Annotated in this window: 17 protein-coding genes; all 17 read right to left on the bottom strand. The window is 37.1% G+C overall.

Annotated features, from left to right (window positions below):
• Nucleotides 1-17 precede the first annotated feature (17 nt).
• The gene (locus tag V4D30_RS01055) at nucleotides 18-2,825 is read right to left on the bottom strand and encodes a conjugal transfer protein TraG N-terminal domain-containing protein (protein WP_353684404.1); all 2,808 of its coding nucleotides are present in this window, start codon (nucleotides 2,823-2,825) and stop codon (nucleotides 18-20) included.
• Nucleotides 2,815-4,212, bottom strand: coding sequence for a conjugal transfer protein TraH (locus tag V4D30_RS01050; protein WP_353684403.1), 1,398 nt, complete (start codon nucleotides 4,210-4,212; stop codon nucleotides 2,815-2,817). Before V4D30_RS01050 ends, V4D30_RS01055 begins: the two co-directional genes overlap by 11 nt.
• A 151-nt stretch (nucleotides 4,213-4,363) precedes the next feature.
• Nucleotides 4,364-5,743 carry a transposase gene (locus V4D30_RS01045; RefSeq protein WP_353684402.1) on the bottom strand — a complete coding sequence of 460 codons (1,380 nt, stop codon included), beginning with the start codon at nucleotides 5,741-5,743 and terminating at the stop codon, nucleotides 4,364-4,366.
• Between the two features lie 113 nt (nucleotides 5,744-5,856).
• A complete protein-coding gene (locus V4D30_RS01040) occupies nucleotides 5,857-6,306 on the bottom strand; it encodes a TraV family lipoprotein (RefSeq protein WP_353684401.1) in 450 nt (149 codons plus the stop codon).
• Nucleotides 6,307-6,329: 23 nt separating this feature from the next.
• Entirely contained in the window at nucleotides 6,330-7,046 is a 717-nt protein-coding gene (locus V4D30_RS01035; protein WP_353684400.1) for a PH domain-containing protein, read from the bottom strand.
• Between the two features lie 14 nt (nucleotides 7,047-7,060).
• Complete coding sequence (locus tag V4D30_RS01030; protein ID WP_353684399.1) at nucleotides 7,061-8,269, bottom strand: TraB/VirB10 family protein; 1,209 nt, start codon at nucleotides 8,267-8,269, stop codon at nucleotides 7,061-7,063.
• 5 nt (nucleotides 8,270-8,274) lie between these two features.
• Nucleotides 8,275-9,552 carry a type-F conjugative transfer system secretin TraK gene (locus V4D30_RS01025; protein ID WP_353684398.1) on the bottom strand — a complete coding sequence of 426 codons (1,278 nt, stop codon included), beginning with the start codon at nucleotides 9,550-9,552 and terminating at the stop codon, nucleotides 8,275-8,277.
• The gene (locus tag V4D30_RS01020) at nucleotides 9,552-10,124 is read right to left on the bottom strand and encodes a TraE/TraK family type IV conjugative transfer system protein (protein ID WP_353684397.1); all 573 of its coding nucleotides are present in this window, start codon (nucleotides 10,122-10,124) and stop codon (nucleotides 9,552-9,554) included. Before V4D30_RS01020 ends, V4D30_RS01025 begins: the two co-directional genes overlap by 1 nt.
• Nucleotides 10,121-10,267: a hypothetical protein gene (locus V4D30_RS01015; RefSeq protein WP_353684396.1), complete on the bottom strand. Its 147-nt coding sequence runs from the start codon at nucleotides 10,265-10,267 to the stop codon at nucleotides 10,121-10,123. The genes V4D30_RS01020 and V4D30_RS01015 overlap by 4 nt, the downstream gene beginning before the upstream one ends.
• Before the next feature lie 70 nt (nucleotides 10,268-10,337).
• Entirely contained in the window at nucleotides 10,338-10,604 is a 267-nt protein-coding gene (gene traL / locus V4D30_RS01010; RefSeq protein ID WP_353684395.1) for a type IV conjugative transfer system protein TraL, read from the bottom strand.
• A gap of 47 nt (nucleotides 10,605-10,651) precedes the next feature.
• The gene (locus tag V4D30_RS01005; RefSeq protein ID WP_353684394.1) at nucleotides 10,652-10,954 is read right to left on the bottom strand and encodes a hypothetical protein; all 303 of its coding nucleotides are present in this window, start codon (nucleotides 10,952-10,954) and stop codon (nucleotides 10,652-10,654) included.
• A 25-nt stretch (nucleotides 10,955-10,979) separates the two neighbouring features.
• Nucleotides 10,980-11,597, bottom strand: coding sequence for an OmpA family protein (locus tag V4D30_RS01000; protein WP_353684393.1), 618 nt, complete (start codon nucleotides 11,595-11,597; stop codon nucleotides 10,980-10,982).
• Nucleotides 11,557-12,330, bottom strand: a complete 774-nt coding sequence (locus V4D30_RS00995) for a type-F conjugative transfer system pilin assembly protein TrbC (RefSeq protein ID WP_353684392.1) — start codon at nucleotides 12,328-12,330, stop codon at nucleotides 11,557-11,559. The genes V4D30_RS01000 and V4D30_RS00995 overlap by 41 nt, the downstream gene beginning before the upstream one ends.
• Nucleotides 12,306-13,310, bottom strand: a complete 1,005-nt coding sequence (locus V4D30_RS00990; RefSeq protein WP_353684391.1) for a TraU family protein — start codon at nucleotides 13,308-13,310, stop codon at nucleotides 12,306-12,308. The genes V4D30_RS00995 and V4D30_RS00990 overlap by 25 nt, the downstream gene beginning before the upstream one ends.
• The gene (locus tag V4D30_RS00985) at nucleotides 13,288-13,917 is read right to left on the bottom strand and encodes a hypothetical protein (protein WP_353684390.1); all 630 of its coding nucleotides are present in this window, start codon (nucleotides 13,915-13,917) and stop codon (nucleotides 13,288-13,290) included. Before V4D30_RS00985 ends, V4D30_RS00990 begins: the two co-directional genes overlap by 23 nt.
• Before the next feature lies 1 nt (nucleotide 13,918).
• Nucleotides 13,919-15,928, bottom strand: coding sequence for a hypothetical protein (locus tag V4D30_RS00980; protein ID WP_353684389.1), 2,010 nt, complete (start codon nucleotides 15,926-15,928; stop codon nucleotides 13,919-13,921).
• Nucleotides 15,929-18,403, bottom strand: coding sequence for a conjugal transfer protein TraN (traN, locus tag V4D30_RS00975; protein WP_353684388.1), 2,475 nt, complete (start codon nucleotides 18,401-18,403; stop codon nucleotides 15,929-15,931). It lies immediately after the preceding gene.
• Nucleotides 18,404-18,585 lie beyond the last annotated feature (182 nt).

The following is an 18,585-nucleotide window of genomic DNA, read 5'->3' as shown; positions in this document are numbered from 1 at the left end:
TGGAAATAACATATTGATTACCTCCCTTTAGGTGGGTTATTTAAAACTTCTCGCCCTTTACTTCCATATGTTACTTTTGTCTTTACAGGATTCCGTCTGGCTCCAGCATTAGAGATTGGATATCCTTCCACTTTTTCTTGTGTAGTCTCAATATTTTGCATCACAGTATTTGAAAAATTCCCTACATCAAGTTTTAAACCTGTTTTATTTTCCACTTTTTTGACATATTCTTTTATCATACCGTAGTCTCCTCTGTATATTGCATCAATAACATCCTTATGTGCTTTAATATAGGCATCATCTGAATTCATAAATCCAACAGAAAGTGCACCACCATATCTTTCTTGAGCAATAGCAGAGACAATTAAAGGCATGGTATTAACATTCAGACTGCTGGATAAACTTTCAGTTTCTCTATATTCTTGAGCGTATTTAGATGCTTCAGAATATTTCGTTGAATCAGAAAACATTTTAGACCATTCACTCCCTGTAGCATCTGAAGATTCCCTACCCTGAAAACGGGAAAAACCATCCGAAAATATTCTTGCAATTTCATTCTGTACTTGGTCAAAATTCCGACTGGACCCATAAGTTTCATCTGTATATACAGTATTAGCAGAAAGACCTCCCCCCATATTGGCTTTACCAGCAGGAATAGCTCCTCCACCAACTTGAGTTCCCATGTTTACATCTAATGAACCTCTCCCTGTTATAGACCCTCTGTGCCCGGAATCCCCAGAAAATCCTTTTTGTATTTGAAATCCTTTTCTAAATAACCCTTCAAGTTGTCCTCTTTCACCCTCAGTAAACATATCCTTATGCTGACTGAACCACTTGTAGGTTTCATCCAATCCTTTTGTTCTTATTGCGTCCTGCATCAAAGAATAAAGTTTTGACTTAGCTGCCTCTGTTCTTTGACCAAGAGCGGTGGTAACAGGTATCATATTGACATCAGTCATTCTCCATCCATCTTTTGTTAAGACATAAGAACCTTCTTTTCGGCTTACATAACCAGTTCCTGTAAATTGAGCCCCTTGGAATACCTCTGCTTTTCCCATTTGCTCAGGGGTCATTCCTAACGCTTTAGCTTTTTCCCATCCTCCCATTGATTGTCCCATGGAATGTCGTGCAGAATATTCTGTAGCCTTTGCTATGTAATCAGATCCAAGAGCTTTTCCTGCCAACGCCCTACCCGCATCTGTTCCTATATCTAGATTTTTAAGCCCTTTTGCGTAATTATCAGCTCCTCCTGCCGCCCAAAGCTTGCCTCCAATGGTCGTGGCTGGAAGTATTTCACTTTTAAAGATACCTTCAGGATTTCTTATTGCACTAACTCCATATTGTTGTCCACTTCCCTGGGGAAGAGATGCAATGCTACCAGCAAGCATTGCAAGTGCAGTTCCACCAAACCTGATAATCATGGCTGTTATAACGCTTGCAATCATAAGACCAGACCACCTTAATCCACCAAAGGTAGCAGCAACCTTAGCCGCATATCCGGGATAACTAAGTACTTGTGCTAACCCTACATCAACTCTTCCACCAAATGACATGGCAGCAGCTGCGTCTTCCGCAAGGGTAACTCCAAGTCCGTGTATAATTGCATCTATAACCCCCCAGAGAGTTAACCATACAAATAAGCCTGTTATTATAGATAAAGCCCTTCCTACTAAAGGAGTAACAATAAACAGCGTTAACAATGGAATGGCGGATACTGCAATTGCCATGAGAGACTCTTTTATAACTGGTAACCAGCTGTTGGCATGAACGGCAAGTCCGATAAACTGAGACATTGTATTGGTTGTTGCAAGCCTGCTTATGCTGACTGACGGAGCTGAACTAAAAATAACATTCTGTAATTCTTCACCAAGTGTCCGCTGAGCTCCAAAAAGAGGTATCGTAATGGAATTATTATCTTTGAATGTTTTTGCTAACGTACTTTCTATTAAGGTTTTACATTGATTATAAGACGCAGGAACTGTTACATCAAACCCTCTTGCTGCACATGCATTTTTGAATGCCTCTTCCCACGTGGCCGGGTTATTCATTACACCAATTAAATAATTCCCTACTTCTGTACAGGTAGCAGAAACACCATTGGGATTACTACTATCATATTTCACCGTATAAAGAGAAGGATTCCTTGATTCACTAATTACTGTATCGTATTTCTGCTCTCCACTTGCTATTTTATCTGCATCCAGTATTGTTCCCGGTCTTGCCAGCTCAACAAAAACACAGTCCTTGATATAGTTATAAAGTGTTTGCCTAAGATTTGCAGATAGCATTACAGGGTCTGCATAATCAATTACTTCCCAGCCTGTTCCTCCAGAGTTAAGTCTATAATCAGATGCAGGATCAACGCTTGTTGAGAAAATTTCAATCATTCCTATTTCTATCTTGTTTAAAATTCCAGCCAGCGTGGCTATACCTCTTGGAATACCATCTATCTGATAGGGTCCTCTGTTTAATTTTTCATCGTAAATTACAAGCGAGTCTTTTGGGACAACCAGTGCTGCATACAGTGTTAACCCAGCCAGAACTGGTACAGCCCAGCTTAATCCCCCTGTTTTTGCCCCAGTTGCTATTTTGATATAAGTAGCAACAAAAATACATATAGCACCAAGAACTGCCGCAGAGATAATTAATCCATTGTAGTTTCTATCACTAAGGATTAAAGCAACTAATTTCCATGCTTTTACGGCTGCATCATAGCCACCATACGTGATATACTCCCATGTGGCAGCCTGAACCACACCGGGCACTAAAATTAAGGATATAAAGATTAAACTTATCAAACTTTGTCTTTGCATTTTACTGACCATATATAGCCCTGTGAGCAACAAATTTACCGTATTTCTGAGACAGCTCATTATAAACCTTATCTTGAAAAGATTCAAACGCCTGTGCAACTTTGAGGGTAGATTCCACCTCGCCCATTGAGTTTCTGTAAATTCCCACAACCGTATCTACTCCTTCCCACATTTTTCTTTCCATTTTTTCAAGAAGACTGAGTAACAACGGAGCGAAATTACAGGGTTTGTCAGGTTTATTTGGATCATTTGTTTTTTCAGATACTGCCTGTAAAGCACCAACCGCTTTGTGTAGCTTGCTGTAAATGTCAAGATATGCTTGCATAAAAAGTCCTTTTGCTACAGGATCTGCAATGACAGCAGTAACTGACTGATCTCCAGATTGAACCGCATATCTAAGCATTAACTGAACGGGTATAGGAGACGTCTGAGCGATTGAAAGATAACCCTGAGGAGGATTGGTTCTGCTTGCTATTGAATTTTTAGCCCTCTCAAGTATATCCGCAACTTTATCCCTTAGAGATTGTGACGTATCCTCAACGCAGGCACTTTCAGGGCTATTTTTTCTATAAAGTTTTCCTTCCTTCAAAGCCTGAAAAACTGATTCAGAACAGCCAGGTGTATATTTGTGAACGCTTGCGGTTTCATTGTTATCTATTCTTATAACGACGTCTCCAACCAATGCTCTTATGTAGGGAATAATATCAGTATCTCCGTACCGCTGCCCGAAGTATTCCAGTACTCCGTTTCTGCTACCTGAGAATAAGTTATTAAGTTCTGTGCTACAACCTTCTATAAAATTAGTTGCAGGGACTTTGTCCTGTGATTGAGTTTTAACGTTAGACCCGAAAGCCATAAGATTTTTCCATAGATCGGTAAATCCCGTGCTTTTTAATGCAGCTTCACTTGCCGCTACAAACTGAGATTCCACATTATCTTTAGTTAAGTCTATTGTAGTAAAAGGTTTCATTACTGCACACTCATTTAACTGAAGACTGTTTAAAGCATCAATAATTTTTTCAGCGTCCTTAATTTCAGTTCCAAGAGTACTGCTTAAAGTGTTCAACGCTATCTGGAATGCTACCATTGGTGCTGCCTGAATAAGTCTTTGAAGTTTCTGAACCAGATAATCAAAGTTGACAAAACTGAATCCCCCCATGAATATGTCAATACCACCACAGCCTGCTTTAAGTCTTGGTTTCTCTATACTTACAAGGTAATCAGTAGAAGTCGGAATTCTTGCACTAAAAGAGCCTGCTGTAAAATAACCACGCTTCTGCCCTTCAAAGTAGTTAGGAGCCGTTGAGGTATGCTGGTCAAACCATGTATCCAGCCAGCCAGCTGTTGCCCCTCCTGAAGTAAAAAGTAAAATTAGGATAATAGCTACAATTTTTTTCAAGATAATCACCTGCCCTTTTTGGTTTTTATAGTTTTCATGTTAAATATATTACTTTTGTTTTTGTGAAATTTTTTCGGGATTTAACTTTTTTAAAATGGCAATTTTCACATTTAAAGGAAGTTTTTCAAAATCAGAGTGAACTACTACCACTTTAAGAAGTGGTAGCTTCTATAGGAGTTTGTGCATTATTAATGCACCTTATCCTATACAGGTGGTCACTACACCCTACTACCCCTATTTGCCTATATGTAGCAAACACAGGGCTACCTTTTAGTTTTCCAAAAACTCTTAACCTTGTAATTTGCTTTAAACCACTTATTAAATCATGCCAGCTCTTTTTGAATTTCTTTAGTATGTTTCTCGCTCCGTTTACATCGGCATTGATTAATCCATTTAATGATTTAAATAATTCCCTTTCTATTCTTCTATCAGGTGTATAGTTTTCTTTAGAAACAACACTATTAATAGTGCTGTCTACACCTGATGTGTATGCTTCGTTGATTAGTATAGTTTCTATACCATGCTCTTTTGCCTTATATTCCAAAGCATTAGATACTTTACCATATGGCAGTAATCTTAACATTTGATTTAGTAAATCTGGTAAGTTACTTTCTTTGTTTTTAACTTTTTGAATATCTCCAATTACTATTTTTGAAACATTGTATTTTTTGGCTAAATTCACTATTAAGTTAGAAACTTTATGAGTGTAATCTCTTATAAGGTTGTTTATCTTTTTCTGTATTCTATGCAACACCTTTTCTACTTTATTATATGGTAGTCCTTTATTTTTTAAATTATCTTTCTTCTTTTGCCATTTGGCTAATTTTTTGAGATACTTTTGTAAAATAGATTGAAAACCTCCACCATCTACTATATAGGATATAGGCTCATTTTCTATTACAATGGTGGCAAAGTTAGATACTCCGTAATCTATTGCCATTACTTTATCGTATTTATTTTTTGTATCTTCTATTTCCTTTTCATAGATTATATTCAATCTAAAGGTTATATTTCCATAGGCTTTATAAGGCACTATTTGGATATTTACTATGTTTAGTTTTTGTAAATCTATACCAGTATTTATATAGATATAATCATCAGTGAAGCCAAACTTTTCTTTTAGATATTCTTTTAAATCTTTTGGAATACTTAGTCTGATTGTATTTCCTTTTATCTTAAAACCTGTTTTATCGTAGGTTATAGTTCTATGGGGAGCGGTTTTATCCACATATTTAGGTGGTTTTACTTTGTTAGGATATTTAGATGGATTTTTAAGGTGGTCAAAAAAGTTTTTCCAAGCCCTGACAAGTTCTTCTATAACAATTTGAGCTGTTCTACTATGTAATGATTTTTTATGAATAGAAGTATTTTTGATTTTATTGTATATATCATACTTATTTACTTTAGCCAATTTATTATGTAAGAGATAATTACACTCATTCCAAAGTTTCCCAGCATGATATGTAAGATAACCAAGAATAGTTTTAGTTTTATCATCTATTTTGTTTAGCTCTATCCTCAAAGCTCTCATGTTATAATTATATCACAATTCATCACCATCTTATAGAAGATGGTGTCTTCTTGTGGTTTTTTTTGATAAATAAAATCATCTCTATCCCCTATTTCAAACATTATATCCCCTCCTTATTGCTCTGATTCTTCGGATGGCAAGGTATTGATATTTTGCAATATCCATTGAGGGTCTTCAACCACTAGATAGATATATCTGGTAGAATAAAATTCTTTACCTTGTGAATCTTGATAAGGAAGAATCATCACTCTTACAATTTTTGGTGGTGCTAATATTGGAGTTTTTGGGTCTCTGAGTAATTTAGTAAGTTTATCAAATAACGCTGTTCTATAACTTTCTTGCACAGGGTCATATTCTTTAGCTAAATTTTTTGCGTCTTTGGTTTCTTCAAGCTTTAAAGTGTATCCTTTCAATGATTCATTATAGGCTTCCTTTATAGGTACGCATTTCCCCTCTTCCATTAAAGGACAAGTAAAGGATTCACTATAAGGGTTCACTACTGAGGCACAACCATAAGCACCCATCAGTAAAAGACAAACTAAAAAAATTAAATATTTTTTCATGTTTTCCTCCTTTATTTCTTTTGTTATTCTGATTTTTTTGGTCGCCATATTTCTGTTTTTCTTGCAAAAAAATCCTGATTTTCTGTTTCTATATTTTTATTATTACTGTAAAATTCTTCGTTTTTTTGGAAAACGGGTTCTGTCTCATTTTCTTTTTTAACTTCTAAGGATTGTGCTGTTAGAGAAGATTTATAGTTTTTTTGTTCTTCCACCTGTTTAAGAAAGCTACCGCAAAATCTACACTTGACTGCTTCTTTTTTGATAATCTCTCTACAATAAGGGCATTCCATAAAATTCTCTGTATTTACCATTTTGTTTGTGTTTTGTGCTTGAGCTACCGCCTGAACAAAAAGTTCAGGTTTGGCTATCCAGCGGGCTACTGTAAGTCCCATCTCTGCCGCAGACTGAATGAGTAAAGTTCCATAACCAAAAATCATACCTAAAATATCTCTTTTTATAGATATGTTATTTAACTTATCAAGAGGAGTTTCTTTAGTGTTCAATGCAAATACGCCGTATTCAAGCAAAACTCTGCGATCTGTAACTATCCATAAGTGCCTTATTCTTTCAATATGAGTCCAGACTAATACCACTACTCCCACAATAAGTGCTAAAGGCTCTTTAAAATAGTAAGTAAAAGCAACACCAATAAGCATTATTAAAATTGCTGAAAAATAAACTATCCAGTGTTTCCTTGCGATATATACGATTTTTTCTCCTTCGTAGAGAGACGTTCTCATCTTCTTCCCTCTTATTAATCTTTCAAGTTATATTCCTTGATTTCCAGCTCCACGCCCTCACTTATAACAAGGGTGACATTCCTCGTAGCCTGTATCTCTATAACGGGAATTGTCTGCTGAGCAAGTTCAAGATAAAACTTCTGGATACTCTGAGCCGCCTGCTGTACTCCTGCGCCAATTGCTGCCTGTGCTGCCTTACCTGTATCCAGAGTTGTTATAGTACCTGAACCTGTAACATTGTAAGTGTATGCCTGTGTTCCCGCTACCTGTCCTATTCCACCGAAAAGTCCTGCAATCAACGACCTCACTATGTGAGCTCCCATCTTTGATACAACCCTACCACGAAGTCCAATTTTGCCGTCGTTGTCAACTACAAATCCTTTCACCTTCTGGTCTATAACCGCATTTCCTTTTCTATCTATACAGCTCAGGGATACAAGCCTCAGATGTGCCCTCTCGTCTGCAAGAGAGCCAAGTCCTTCTGCAATCACAAAACATCCTTTAAGATTTGCTTTTACTTTGTTGGGTAGTACTGCTGGGGCTTTTATCCTGAACAGTGCTGGCATCGGATTTCCCTCCGCTTTGCTTATCGCTGGTGCATCTAAGCCTGAAAGCAGGGTCGCCTCCATAAAAGAAGTTGGTAAATAATACTTTTTTTTTGTGTCTTGTTTTTTCTCTGGTTCTTTTTTTTCTTGTATTTGTTGACTAACCATGCCTATTCCTCCAATTGTTTCAACTTTTGGTGGCTCTGGTGTTTTAATAACCCCCGGTTCCCCTGATGGAATTGGCGGCATATTAGCTATTGGAGTATGTGGGGGCGGTGGATTAAAAGCCGGTGGTGTCATTTTTGCCTGTTTTTCTTTTTCTTTTTCAAGTTTTTCCTGTTCTTCTTTCTTTTTCAGTTCTTCTTCCATTTTCTTTTTGTCTTCTAATATCATGTTTACTTTTTCCTGAAGTTCACTTATTTTCCTCTGAGATTCAGCAAGTTGAGTTTTTTCAAGCATTCCAGAATCAAGTTTAATTTCTTTTGTTGTTTCTCTGTTCTCTACTACACGCTGTTGAACATTTCCTCCTCTTGACCAAATATATCCAATTGTCCCTACGAAAATAATTGCTATAATTACAAGAATCATAATTACTTTCCTTTTATTTTCCGGGCTGAGATTGTTAAACTTTTCAGTCAATTTTGTTTTTATGTCTTTTACATTTTGTTTCTTTTCCATATTCGTTACCCCCTTTTACTTTCTATAATGAGTAAAGTTGCCCTTTCACCCGGATTAAGTTTAAGTCTATCAAGGCTTATAGCAAGTGGAGATTCGGTTATTTCTTTTCTTAGGAAATCTTTTTCTTTTATCTCAACAGCTTTGGATGCAATTACATGAAATACTCTAACGTTCATCCCCACTCCTTCCAGAGTGTATAAAGCAACTTCTCTTATTTTTATGTCCTGATAAAGGTTGTATTCTTTGTTTTGTCTAATCATTTCTGCTTCTGGTGGAACTCTACCTGCCATAAATTCTTTTATGTAATTAACTATTTGTTTTTCATAAGCCATGCCTTGATATTTGTCCATTGTTTCTTTGATTTTCATTTCTTTATCTTGTAAATAAACTGTTACAGCAGGTATTTTATCTGGTACTGCAATAATGGAATAGACCTTATCACCACAAACCACATAAATATCAACTGGTATATTAGAGTAATCATGTTTTGCCCCTATTTTCTTTATTAAAAACTTCACAAAAGCATTTTTACCTGAAATTTTTACCTGTATTCCTTTTTCTTCTGAATAAACAACATCTTTTATATCCACAGGGCAAACTACTCTGTTTATATCCGAAGATGACATCTTAACAGCAGTTGCTTTTTCAGGTCCCACTATGAAACTTGTCCCCGAAATTTCTCCCATTAATTCTTGAGACGCAAACTCAGGAGCATTTTCAAGAAGAAAAACAGGAGAAGATGGAGATTGGCTGTTCTTGTTTTGCAAAGACTGTAAAGATGAAGAGGTAACTACCCCAGATGCTTGTTCCACCGGAATATTGTTTGGTAGTGTTATGCTATCTAAAGGAGCATTTTCCTGTTTTTGAGCTGCCTGCGGTATGTTATTTAAGTTGCCAAATGGAAGTGCCTGAGGCTTTGTAGAATTTACGGAGACAGATTCTCCCTTGTTAATTTCCACTTTTCTATTAACAGGACAGGCAGCAGAAAATCCCTTAACCCCTTCACATTGAGACATTTGTTCTTTTGTTACAGGGGCTAACAAAGATGAATGTACCCAACCTTCCACCCCAGATTGAGTTTTTATTTTTAACCAATTGTTTTGTTTTTCTATTTCTGTAACAACCACCCCTTGCTTAAGATAATGAATAGGAGCCCCCTGAGTACTGGGTGATTCTCTTACTACAGCATTCCCTTTTGTTTGCCACAAATCCCCAGTTTGTGCATAAACTGTAAAAGGTACTGTTAATAAAAGTGTTAAAACTATAAATAACTTTTTTACCATTATTCTCTCTCTCCTTCCTTGTATTCTTTAAATTCATAAACTTGAAATTTACCATCTTCTATTTTGTATTTCAGCTTGTATTGTCTTGTTTCGTTTGTAATGAATTGTTTGTCCTGCGTCCATTGTGAGAGAAACCCCGAAACTATTATTGCTCCTGATTGTCTTTCAACCTTAATTTGAGTTACATAGTAAGCGCTTGACACATTACCTGCTTCTATCCTTGTGGCAAGATCATAGAAAATTTTTTGATACTCAGGATAAACAGAGGGAGAAACAAGTTTAAGAAAATCATTAAACTGAGCTCTTGCAACAGCCGGATTATAATTAAGCGTAAGTTGACACACGTATCTTACCATTGCTTTTAAGTATTCATCAGAGGCATCTGTGCCAGATATAAAAACTTGAGTGCTTATTGATGGCGGAATAATGATTATTTTTTGAGACTTATACAGACTAACAGTAACAATACTGTTAACAGCCAACAGGATACATAGGAATATGACAGCAAATTTTAATAACCTTGCCCCATAAATGTAATTTGCTTTTTCTTCAAAATACTTTTGAATTTTCATTCCCTCTCCTTTTGGTTGGCTTTTTTGTAATAGTCAACAATATATTCTATTACCGCACCAAGAGAACGAACCTCTATATTGTTTTCCACTAACAGCTCCGCTTTCAGTTTCTTTAACTCCTTATGTACCCTATCGCTTACCATAATTGAATGCCTCCTTTGTATACTTTGCATAGATATTACCCCTTGCATATTTTTGTTTTAAAAAAATTTTTTATTCGTTGAATTTTTTCTCAAAGAAGTTAGGAGCACCTTGAAAATTGATAAGCCCTATTTTGTACAGGAAATGTTTAAGAAAACCTCTTGGATATTTCTTTTTAGACTTGAAATACAACCAGGGAACTACAAACATCAAAATCCAGAAAATATACCCAAATATCAAAGCAAATACGAAAAACAGCATAACCATAGCAAATTCATCAGATTCCATAAACAATATTTGATGTGGTTTATGCAAATATTGTGGTACCCTATACCTCATTTTACAACCTCTTTTACGCCCACCCTCCCTGCCCCTGTTGTTATTTTTTAAAAAATCATATTGAGAGAACTAACGATAGAATCCGCCTTAAGTAAAGCAGCACCACCCAAAACAGCAGGAATAGCAGTAAACACCTGTCCCTTAATTGCATTCACGGCACCTAAAGCTATAGCTCCAATGCCACATACAAATCCAATTGGTCCCTTAAGAATATCCTCCACCGCTATTTTGTAAACATCATAAGCAAAAGTACCCTGAGCTGGAGTACTAACGATAGCCATCGCTTCGGGGGCAACAAACATAACTGCCCATAATCCAATTATCCCGCCCAAAAGTATTTTTGTTTGCATATACTTCACCCCCTTCCTTTTTAAATTATTTGCATTTGATTTCTACTTTTCTGTTCATCGCTTCTATATTACTCTCAGAAGTTTCACCCATACCTTTGATTAAGGACAAAGTGATTCCTTTGGTCTTTAAATAATCAGCAACTGTTTGTGCTCTTTTAGCAGATAGAACAAGGTTGTAGCGTGCAGGACCTGGAGGGCTTGCATACCCTAAAACTTCTACCTCTTTATCTTTAAAACAATTGAAATTTTCATCTAATCTTTTTCTTTCTGATGGCACTAAATTATATCTGTCAAATTCAAAATACACTGTATGAGAACATTGAGTTGATGTTTTTTCAACTTTATTCAATTCTTTTTCCTGTAATTTTTCCTGTTGTTTTGATGGCTTTATTTCCTGTTCAGGGGCAGGTTCTTCCACCTTTAGGCTTAGCAATATTTTTTGGCTTGGAACAAATGCGCTTAAAGGAGCTCTTTTTGCGTCAGTAATTACAAAAGTATCGGTAACAGGATACTGAATTATATCCCCTTCGTCCTTGTAGGAATATTCCTTAAACTCAATGCCTGTTCCTGATGCATAAGCCGAAACTGTAAAACAAAAAACACTAATTGCCAATGTTGAGTGCAAGATTTTTAATATTTTCATTCTTTGCCCTCTCTCCTATAAGTTTTAAATGATATTCCAGAGATACATCGCCATAAGATACAAAAAAGTTTTTAACTTTTACCGAATTAAGCCCTTCGCTGAGTCCTTCAGGATTTTCAAGTCCATTCACGTAAACCACTGCTGGCACCCTTTGAATGTTGTATTTCTTGTAAAGAAACGGGTCTATAAGAAACTTCACAGGATACATTTCACATTCACCTTTACAGTAAGGGTCTTTTTTTATAACTGAAGTGATCCATTGTGCAGTAGGAGTTATTTTTTTTATGCCTCCAATTGTTCCTCTCATCACAAAATATATATTACTTCCAATTTTTGATGCCTGTTTGATGTAATTTCTAATTGTTGTTTCAGGCATACTTGATGAGACAAAGATGTATATTCTTTCATTCTCCGAAAGAATATTATTTTTCTTCATTTGAGAATAATACTGTGTAAGTTTATCTGCTTTTTCACCTCGCAGAATGGCTTTTAATTCTTGTTTAAATTCTTCCACATGCATCTTAAAAACTGGAGACTGCGACATCTGATATGCTTCTTGGGCTTTTTTAATAGCTTCTTCATTATGTGGGATATTAGGTACATTTAAATTTTTAGCTTTCTGATTAACTGAATTTACCATCCCCTCAAGTGATTGTCCATAGCCTACAAGAGCAAACAAGCCAAGGGATGCTAAAATTATGATTGTTTTTAAAACATTTTTCCTAAACAACATTTCACCCTCTGAAATAACATCCAACTAAAATTGTCTGGTGCATTTTGACTCGTTCCAAAAGGAGGATTTTTCCCTGTTTCCCATATAATTGATGGTCTTCCTATGAACATCGGTTCACTCCTTACCGGTTTTAACACGTGCATCTTGTAGTGAGACTTTATCCAGATTGGTGTTATTACCGCACCACAGTAATCAACTGCTGTATCCCAGTGCAGTGCTTCTCTATTCATCTTGTAAACCATTCTTGCTGCTAACCCAGCGTTTGCTTTTATGTAATTAGCCTCAGAAATGCCGCCAGTCAGTGGATAACTGCTTCCCCAACTACCCATGCACCAGAACAGCGGGTCCAGTGGCTTCCATGCAGTAGCAGAGACACTATCCGCAATACAGGCAAGTTGTGCAACGGGATTACCGAAGAGCAGTGCTTCGGGGTTAAGTAAAAATCCTACGAGATCATTATTCCACGTCGGGTCTATCTCAGTTATATAAGCAAGGTCAAAACCTTCAGTAGGAACACACGGAATGTCTACAAATAAATCAAGAATATGCCATACTGGGAAAACGTACCAGTGAGCGTTCTGTTTTGTATAGGGAGTATTTGTATTTACCGACCCCTGTTTTGTTCCCGGCTCAGGGCTCTGTATTTCTACTCCGCCTATTGTACTAAAGCAATAAGGCACTTTTGTTGTTTCAATTATTCGTGAGGGATTCCAATAAGATACGGTTACTCCTAAAACGACATTGTTCCCTCTGCGGCATAGACAGATGATTGCATTGATTTTATCCGGGTCAGGCAAATTACTCGGTCCTTTAATTTCTATACCAGCAATTTCTACAGGAAACATAGCATCCCAGCGAATGTCCGTTACAGGATTAATAAAAGATGCCCTGCATTCCTGTCCTGCACGTGCAGTAACAGGCAAAATAAGTAATCCACAAAACAAAAGCAAAATCAACTTATTTAGAAGTCTGTTTACCATTTTTGTAAACCCCTATTTCATTAATTACCAGCATTCTATTTTGAGCACTCAATATTGATGGAGTTTTACTTACGTGAAACTTTTTTACCATCTCAAGAGTAGCCATATAAACTGTTTTCTTAAGCATTTTCTCTGCCTTTAAAACATCTCCCTGGGTTGCAAAAAGCATAACATTCCAGTTTTTTAACCAATCCTGTTTTTGTAACCATGTTATTTCTTCAACTGAGTTTGCATTGAAAAATACAAGTGTGTAAGGAAAATTCATGTAATCAAGTGGATTGAAACTGAAACCTTTTGGATATATCACTTTCCCATTCTCATCAACGATGTCATAGGGAAGTGTATAGGTAGGATCAACGCTAAACATTCTATCCTGCCTTGCCTTGCCAAGATTTAAGGAAACTTTAGTTACCTTTGGTAAAGATTGCTTATACTTGTTCATAACTGCTTGCCAGTTTATACTTTTTACTTTACTCATGAGTTCTTCGTAAGCATCTGGTTCTGCAATTGGATAGGTTGCACCGTTGGTACCTATCACCTCTGCTTTTATATCAAAGCAAAAGATCACAAAAATTATTAATGCTAAAATAAAACTTTGAATTTTCACCTTAATACCCCGGTAGTGTTTTTACATTTCCTGAAGTACATATCATATCCTGCCCGGCAAGTCTCAATGTTTGTAATAATGTGGAAGCGGCACCAAAATCATTCATGCATCTACAGGGAATATCCATTTCCTCCCCTGCTTGTACAGGGCAAACTCCTTTTTCGCAGGTTCTGTAATAATAAACATACTGTCCTGTTTGCCCTGCCTGTCTGGCATTTACATTTCCTGCTATACCTACTTGCGTATCTTTCATTGCTACTCTTACCCTACATGCTTGTTCACATGCATCAGACTTAGTTTCTGTCCCTACCAAAAAAATTTGATTAGGATAACTTTTCCATTGATTATTTTCGTATCTTATGTCGTTAAAAGTGATTTGTCCTTGAGATTCGTTGTATTGAGTTGATGGTACTATTGTAGCAAGCCTCTGTTTTGCTTTTGATAAATCAACTCCTTGAGATATGCAAGTGTAGATTCTTTCAATCCTCCAGTAGTCAGGGCAGTATTGTTGCCCACAGAAAACTCTACATTGAGGCAAAGGTCTTAACCCTGTTCTTATTCCATTTTTGACAGTATAGACACCGTCAATTATTTCGTCTTTTAAAACGCAGGTAGGGTCTTGTTCAAATGTGCTACATGTATCACTAATACTTTCCTGTTTTTCACAATAATCCTGCACTTCCACATTCACAAGTCCGTATCCTTCACCACATCCGCACACTGCAACTTTTGTTTTTGTTCTTAAAATACTGTTAGGAGCAACCGCATTAAAGTAAGGAGTTACGTCTACATTAAGCTCCCATCTCCAGCTTGTACTAAGTTCGCATGCGCCAGGAGGACCACCCGTAGGAGATGTCCAGTTTCCATAAGGACCGTTCCATGCAAGAGTATCATTAAGCCAAAACTGAATCCAATCATCCCATGCTGCATAAACTATTCTTGCACTTTTTATCTTATCTGGTTTTTTAATTAATAAATCGTAATACAATTGGTGAATATCACAACAACCACACCAGTAGTCATCTCCCTCCCACCCTAAAACGACTTGAATACATTTCTCCCCACAGGCACGAACCTGTCCCCCATTGCCACTAACAGGGGATATGATGTCATAAAGCCCTAAACGAAGTTCATTGGTGTTTCTTGTAACAGCACATGAATTAAGAACAAATTGAGTCTGTTGATTAGCTGCTACTATAAGGTTGTAGTAACTATCAGGTTGACTCTGTTGAGATATAACAAGAGATTCAACCGCATTACCAATAGACATTGGAGACTTATAATAAACCTCTGGAGATAATGCTCCAGAACCTCCTTCTGCTATTGTACAATCTTTTGTTTTTTGTCCATAAAAGTATATAACTGCACCATCAAGTCTGGCATCAGAAACAGCATACCGAGGATTTGCCTGTTGAAATGCCCCCGCTACTGCACCACCAAAAATTTTTAAAACATAACCTATGTTTGTCCATACTAAATTGCTACCACAGGAACTGTTAATACAAAAACAACCGCTTAAATCAGTCAATCCTACCAACTCTGTTGTTAATTGTTTTGTTTCTTCATTGTATATAAACAATTGAGGTCTGCAATTCATCCACGTTCCGGGATCACAAGTAATAAATCCATTTGTGCATATACCTGATATGTTATAAAACGCAGCGGCTTTATCCATTTTTCCGTCTAAATCACTATCCCAATACACATCAGCATCAAAATCTCCTGTTCCTTTAGGCTTAATTAATACAGTTAAAAACTCCTTGCTACTTGGGCATACCAATTGCACCTGCCCACTTAGCGACTGGTCAAGAGTTTTAAGTAAATCACTACCAAGTAATGGATTCATTAAGTTTTTTCGTAAACTCTCTTCTGAACCTGCTCTTTGTTTTAAAAGGTCTCTACTTGATTGAGCAGCAGTTTTAGGGTCAGAGTCTCCAGCAGTTAATGAATTTATGCAAAAACAAATAAATATAACCAAAGTCAGTAACCCTATAAATACATTACTCCGCATTTATCTCCCCCAGTTCTGCTGAACCTGTTGTTTAAGTTGAGGTTCAAGATTTTGTCTTATATTACGCTGTATGTCTTCAATATACTCGCTGAGGTCAATTTTGTTAAAATCAAGTGCTTGAAACTCTTCAGGTAGAAAACCTCTGCAATTTGGAGATTTTGGATCGCCCCATGCACCATTAGGTTGAAATCCTTTAAGTTGAGGTCTTCCCTGTTCGTGTATTATTCTTGCAAGTTTACTGTTGAAACAACAGAAACCTTTGGCTTTTTGCACACAGCCAACGAATTTCCATTTCTTAATACAGTATTCACCAACCTCATGGCAGTATCCAGAATCGTTGAAAGTAGACGTCATAATATCCTGTTGATCACATTTTTTCATAAATAAAGCCATTGCTAAACCTACGACTGCCGTTGCTATATTTAACACACTTCCATATTCAAGAGCTACTAATATAGACTGTGCAGCCACATTTACCGCGGAAGAAAGAACAGGGTCTTTTATTATCATAGATGTAGCTAACCCAACAACAGAGTTTGCAAGCCCTGATTGTTTTAAATATTCCGACATCGTACTTGCAGTTAGTGTATCTGCCGAGATACTTGTATCAATGCGTACAGTCATTCCACCTGAGACAGGGTTACCGTAGGTTAACGCCCCTTGTTTTATCATCCCATCTACCCATGCTTGTGCTTGAGTTCCTGTTAAAGTACCTGCTACAGGGTGAACAACTTTATCTACTACGCCATTGTTAAATGTTATTATTGCGTAATTAGCAGATAAACTTTTAACTGTAAAAGTTCCGACATTTATAGCCTGATATACACCAGCTATTGTTTCTGCTACTTTTCCTAAATTCCCTACTCCTCCTCCAATAGACCCAGTAGAATCGTAAAGTTTACCTCTGGATTCGTTACAACAGTTATGAAAACCAGTATCTACTCCTGATTTTCTGCATCTCATGCCTTTGCCGTTAAAAATATATATCGTTCCAAGACAATTGCCCTGTTCGTCTCGTGGTCCGTCATCTTCATATCCACTGGGTATAACATCCCCTTCATCTTGTAGTTGGTTTTGTGTGATACACTGATACGAAGAACACATCCATTGATTGTTTACCTGCTGGCATTGATAATTCCCAAGTGGACAGCCATACCCTGTAAAACACCCCTGAGGTTGTAAGGTTCCGGTGCTACAGGTTGCAGTTGCTTCACATTTGCCCGTAGATGGGTTATATGTTCCACCTGCTGGACAGGCAGTATGACAGGATGTGGTACATTGGTTCTGAGTATCGTATTGAACTCCATTCAGAGAACATTGCCACTTTGTAACTGTAGAACTATGTGTTACACATGTTTGCCCTTTTGTACAGGTAGGAGGGTTACCTGAACAAGAATAAGACCCTAGCGGGCAACTATACCCTGTAAAACAACCCTGAGGCTGCAAAGTTCCTGTACTACATGTTGGATTTAGTTCACATTTTCCTGTTGAAGAATTATATGTTCCACCTGACACACAAAGTGGTGTGATGTTATAGTTATACCCCCCCATTGTATATGACCAATAACTACTGTTCCAGTTTTCATAACAATAATATTTATAGTTATTAAGAAAACTATACTGTGGTGGAAGAGGAGCGTATGAAATATAATTTATAGCAGGATTCCAACAACTTGACGCATAACAAAGATTTATATCTTCTATTTTTACCCAACTTCCGTTACTGCACACAAATCTGGCCATCATATCGCAATTATTCCACGAATGATACCTCCCCCCACCAGCAACAACATCACCATTTCGGGCATAAGGAAGTCTAATTGGTAAGGGACTAGTACAATAATACTGACACCGCTCACACCACCGCCAACAATGTGCAGTATATCCAGTTGCAGGGGCACAATTCCCGGCTTCAAAAACAGTTGATTCACATTTCTGAGTTTGAGAATTATATGTATATTCTGAAGGACAGGACGGCTGTTGGTACTGAGGAAAACATTGTGCAGTCTGCAAACAATTATTATTACAGGTAGTTAAATCACTATAAATCTGCCCATTTGTAGGGCATTGATAATCAGTTACAGGTACCTGCCGAGACGAACACACTCCCTGAGTAACAGTTGCTTCACACTTTTGAGTCTGAGAGTTATATGTATACCCTGAAGGACAACTTGGTTGCTGATACTGAGGATTACATGGAGTTAATCCCTGAGAACAAATGTATCCCTGCGGTGTCTGTGTGCATGCAAAGATTTCATTTTTTTCAACATCGCCATTACCATTCAAGTCAACTGCACAGGAATTGTCAGGCATTGTATAACCCGGTGATTCACTGCCTCCACTAACATTAACTGATTCACATTGTTTTGTTTGAGCATTCCAGACGTATGCACCTGGGCAAATAGGGTTTGAAACACAAACTTTATTTTCTGTTGAATATATGTAGGGAGACGGGCATTTTCCGTAAACATCCAAAGGTGCTGTCGTGCAGAAACCGATAGTGCCATTGAACGATGTAGGATAGCCCCCATCTGCAGGAGTACAAATAGGCGTTGTGGTATCTGCATAGACAATCTGCATTTTAAACAACTGTTTTGGTAAAGGTAAGTGCGAAAGATACAGAAAATCAAAAACCAGAGTTTCAAAAAAAAATATTA

The organism is Thermodesulfovibrio sp. 3907-1M (genome assembly GCF_040450955.1).
GTDB lineage: Bacteria > Nitrospirota > Thermodesulfovibrionia > Thermodesulfovibrionales > Thermodesulfovibrionaceae > Thermodesulfovibrio > Thermodesulfovibrio autotrophicus.
The sequence above is the reverse complement of the archived record's forward strand: the minus strand, read 5'-3'. Positions and strand labels throughout refer to the sequence as shown.

Bases quoted from the DNA above. Each gene is read 5' to 3' on its own strand.
- V4D30_RS00995 (WP_353684392.1), bottom strand. From the start codon at position 12,330: ATGTTGTTTAGGAAAAATGTTTTAAAAACAATCATAATTTTAGCATCC.
- V4D30_RS01020 (WP_353684397.1), bottom strand. From the start codon at position 10,124: ATGAAAATTCAAAAGTATTTTGAAGAAAAAGCAAATTACATTTATGGG.
- V4D30_RS01055 (WP_353684404.1), bottom strand. From the start codon at position 2,825: ATGGTCAGTAAAATGCAAAGACAAAGTTTGATAAGTTTAATCTTTATA.
- V4D30_RS01000 (WP_353684393.1), bottom strand. From the start codon at position 11,597: ATGAAAATATTAAAAATCTTGCACTCAACATTGGCAATTAGTGTTTTT.
- traL (WP_353684395.1), bottom strand. From the start codon at position 10,604: ATGAGGTATAGGGTACCACAATATTTGCATAAACCACATCAAATATTG.
- V4D30_RS01035 (WP_353684400.1), bottom strand. From the start codon at position 7,046: ATGAGAACGTCTCTCTACGAAGGAGAAAAAATCGTATATATCGCAAGG.
- V4D30_RS00990 (WP_353684391.1), bottom strand. From the start codon at position 13,310: ATGGTAAACAGACTTCTAAATAAGTTGATTTTGCTTTTGTTTTGTGGA.
- V4D30_RS01025 (WP_353684398.1), bottom strand. From the start codon at position 9,552: ATGGTAAAAAAGTTATTTATAGTTTTAACACTTTTATTAACAGTACCT.
- V4D30_RS01040 (WP_353684401.1), bottom strand. From the start codon at position 6,306: ATGAAAAAATATTTAATTTTTTTAGTTTGTCTTTTACTGATGGGTGCT.
- V4D30_RS01005 (WP_353684394.1), bottom strand. From the start codon at position 10,954: ATGCAAACAAAAATACTTTTGGGCGGGATAATTGGATTATGGGCAGTT.
- V4D30_RS01045 (WP_353684402.1), bottom strand. From the start codon at position 5,743: ATGAGAGCTTTGAGGATAGAGCTAAACAAAATAGATGATAAAACTAAA.
- V4D30_RS01015 (WP_353684396.1), bottom strand. From the start codon at position 10,267: ATGGTAAGCGATAGGGTACATAAGGAGTTAAAGAAACTGAAAGCGGAG.
- V4D30_RS01030 (WP_353684399.1), bottom strand. From the start codon at position 8,269: ATGGAAAAGAAACAAAATGTAAAAGACATAAAAACAAAATTGACTGAA.
- V4D30_RS00980 (WP_353684389.1), bottom strand. From the start codon at position 15,928: ATGCGGAGTAATGTATTTATAGGGTTACTGACTTTGGTTATATTTATT.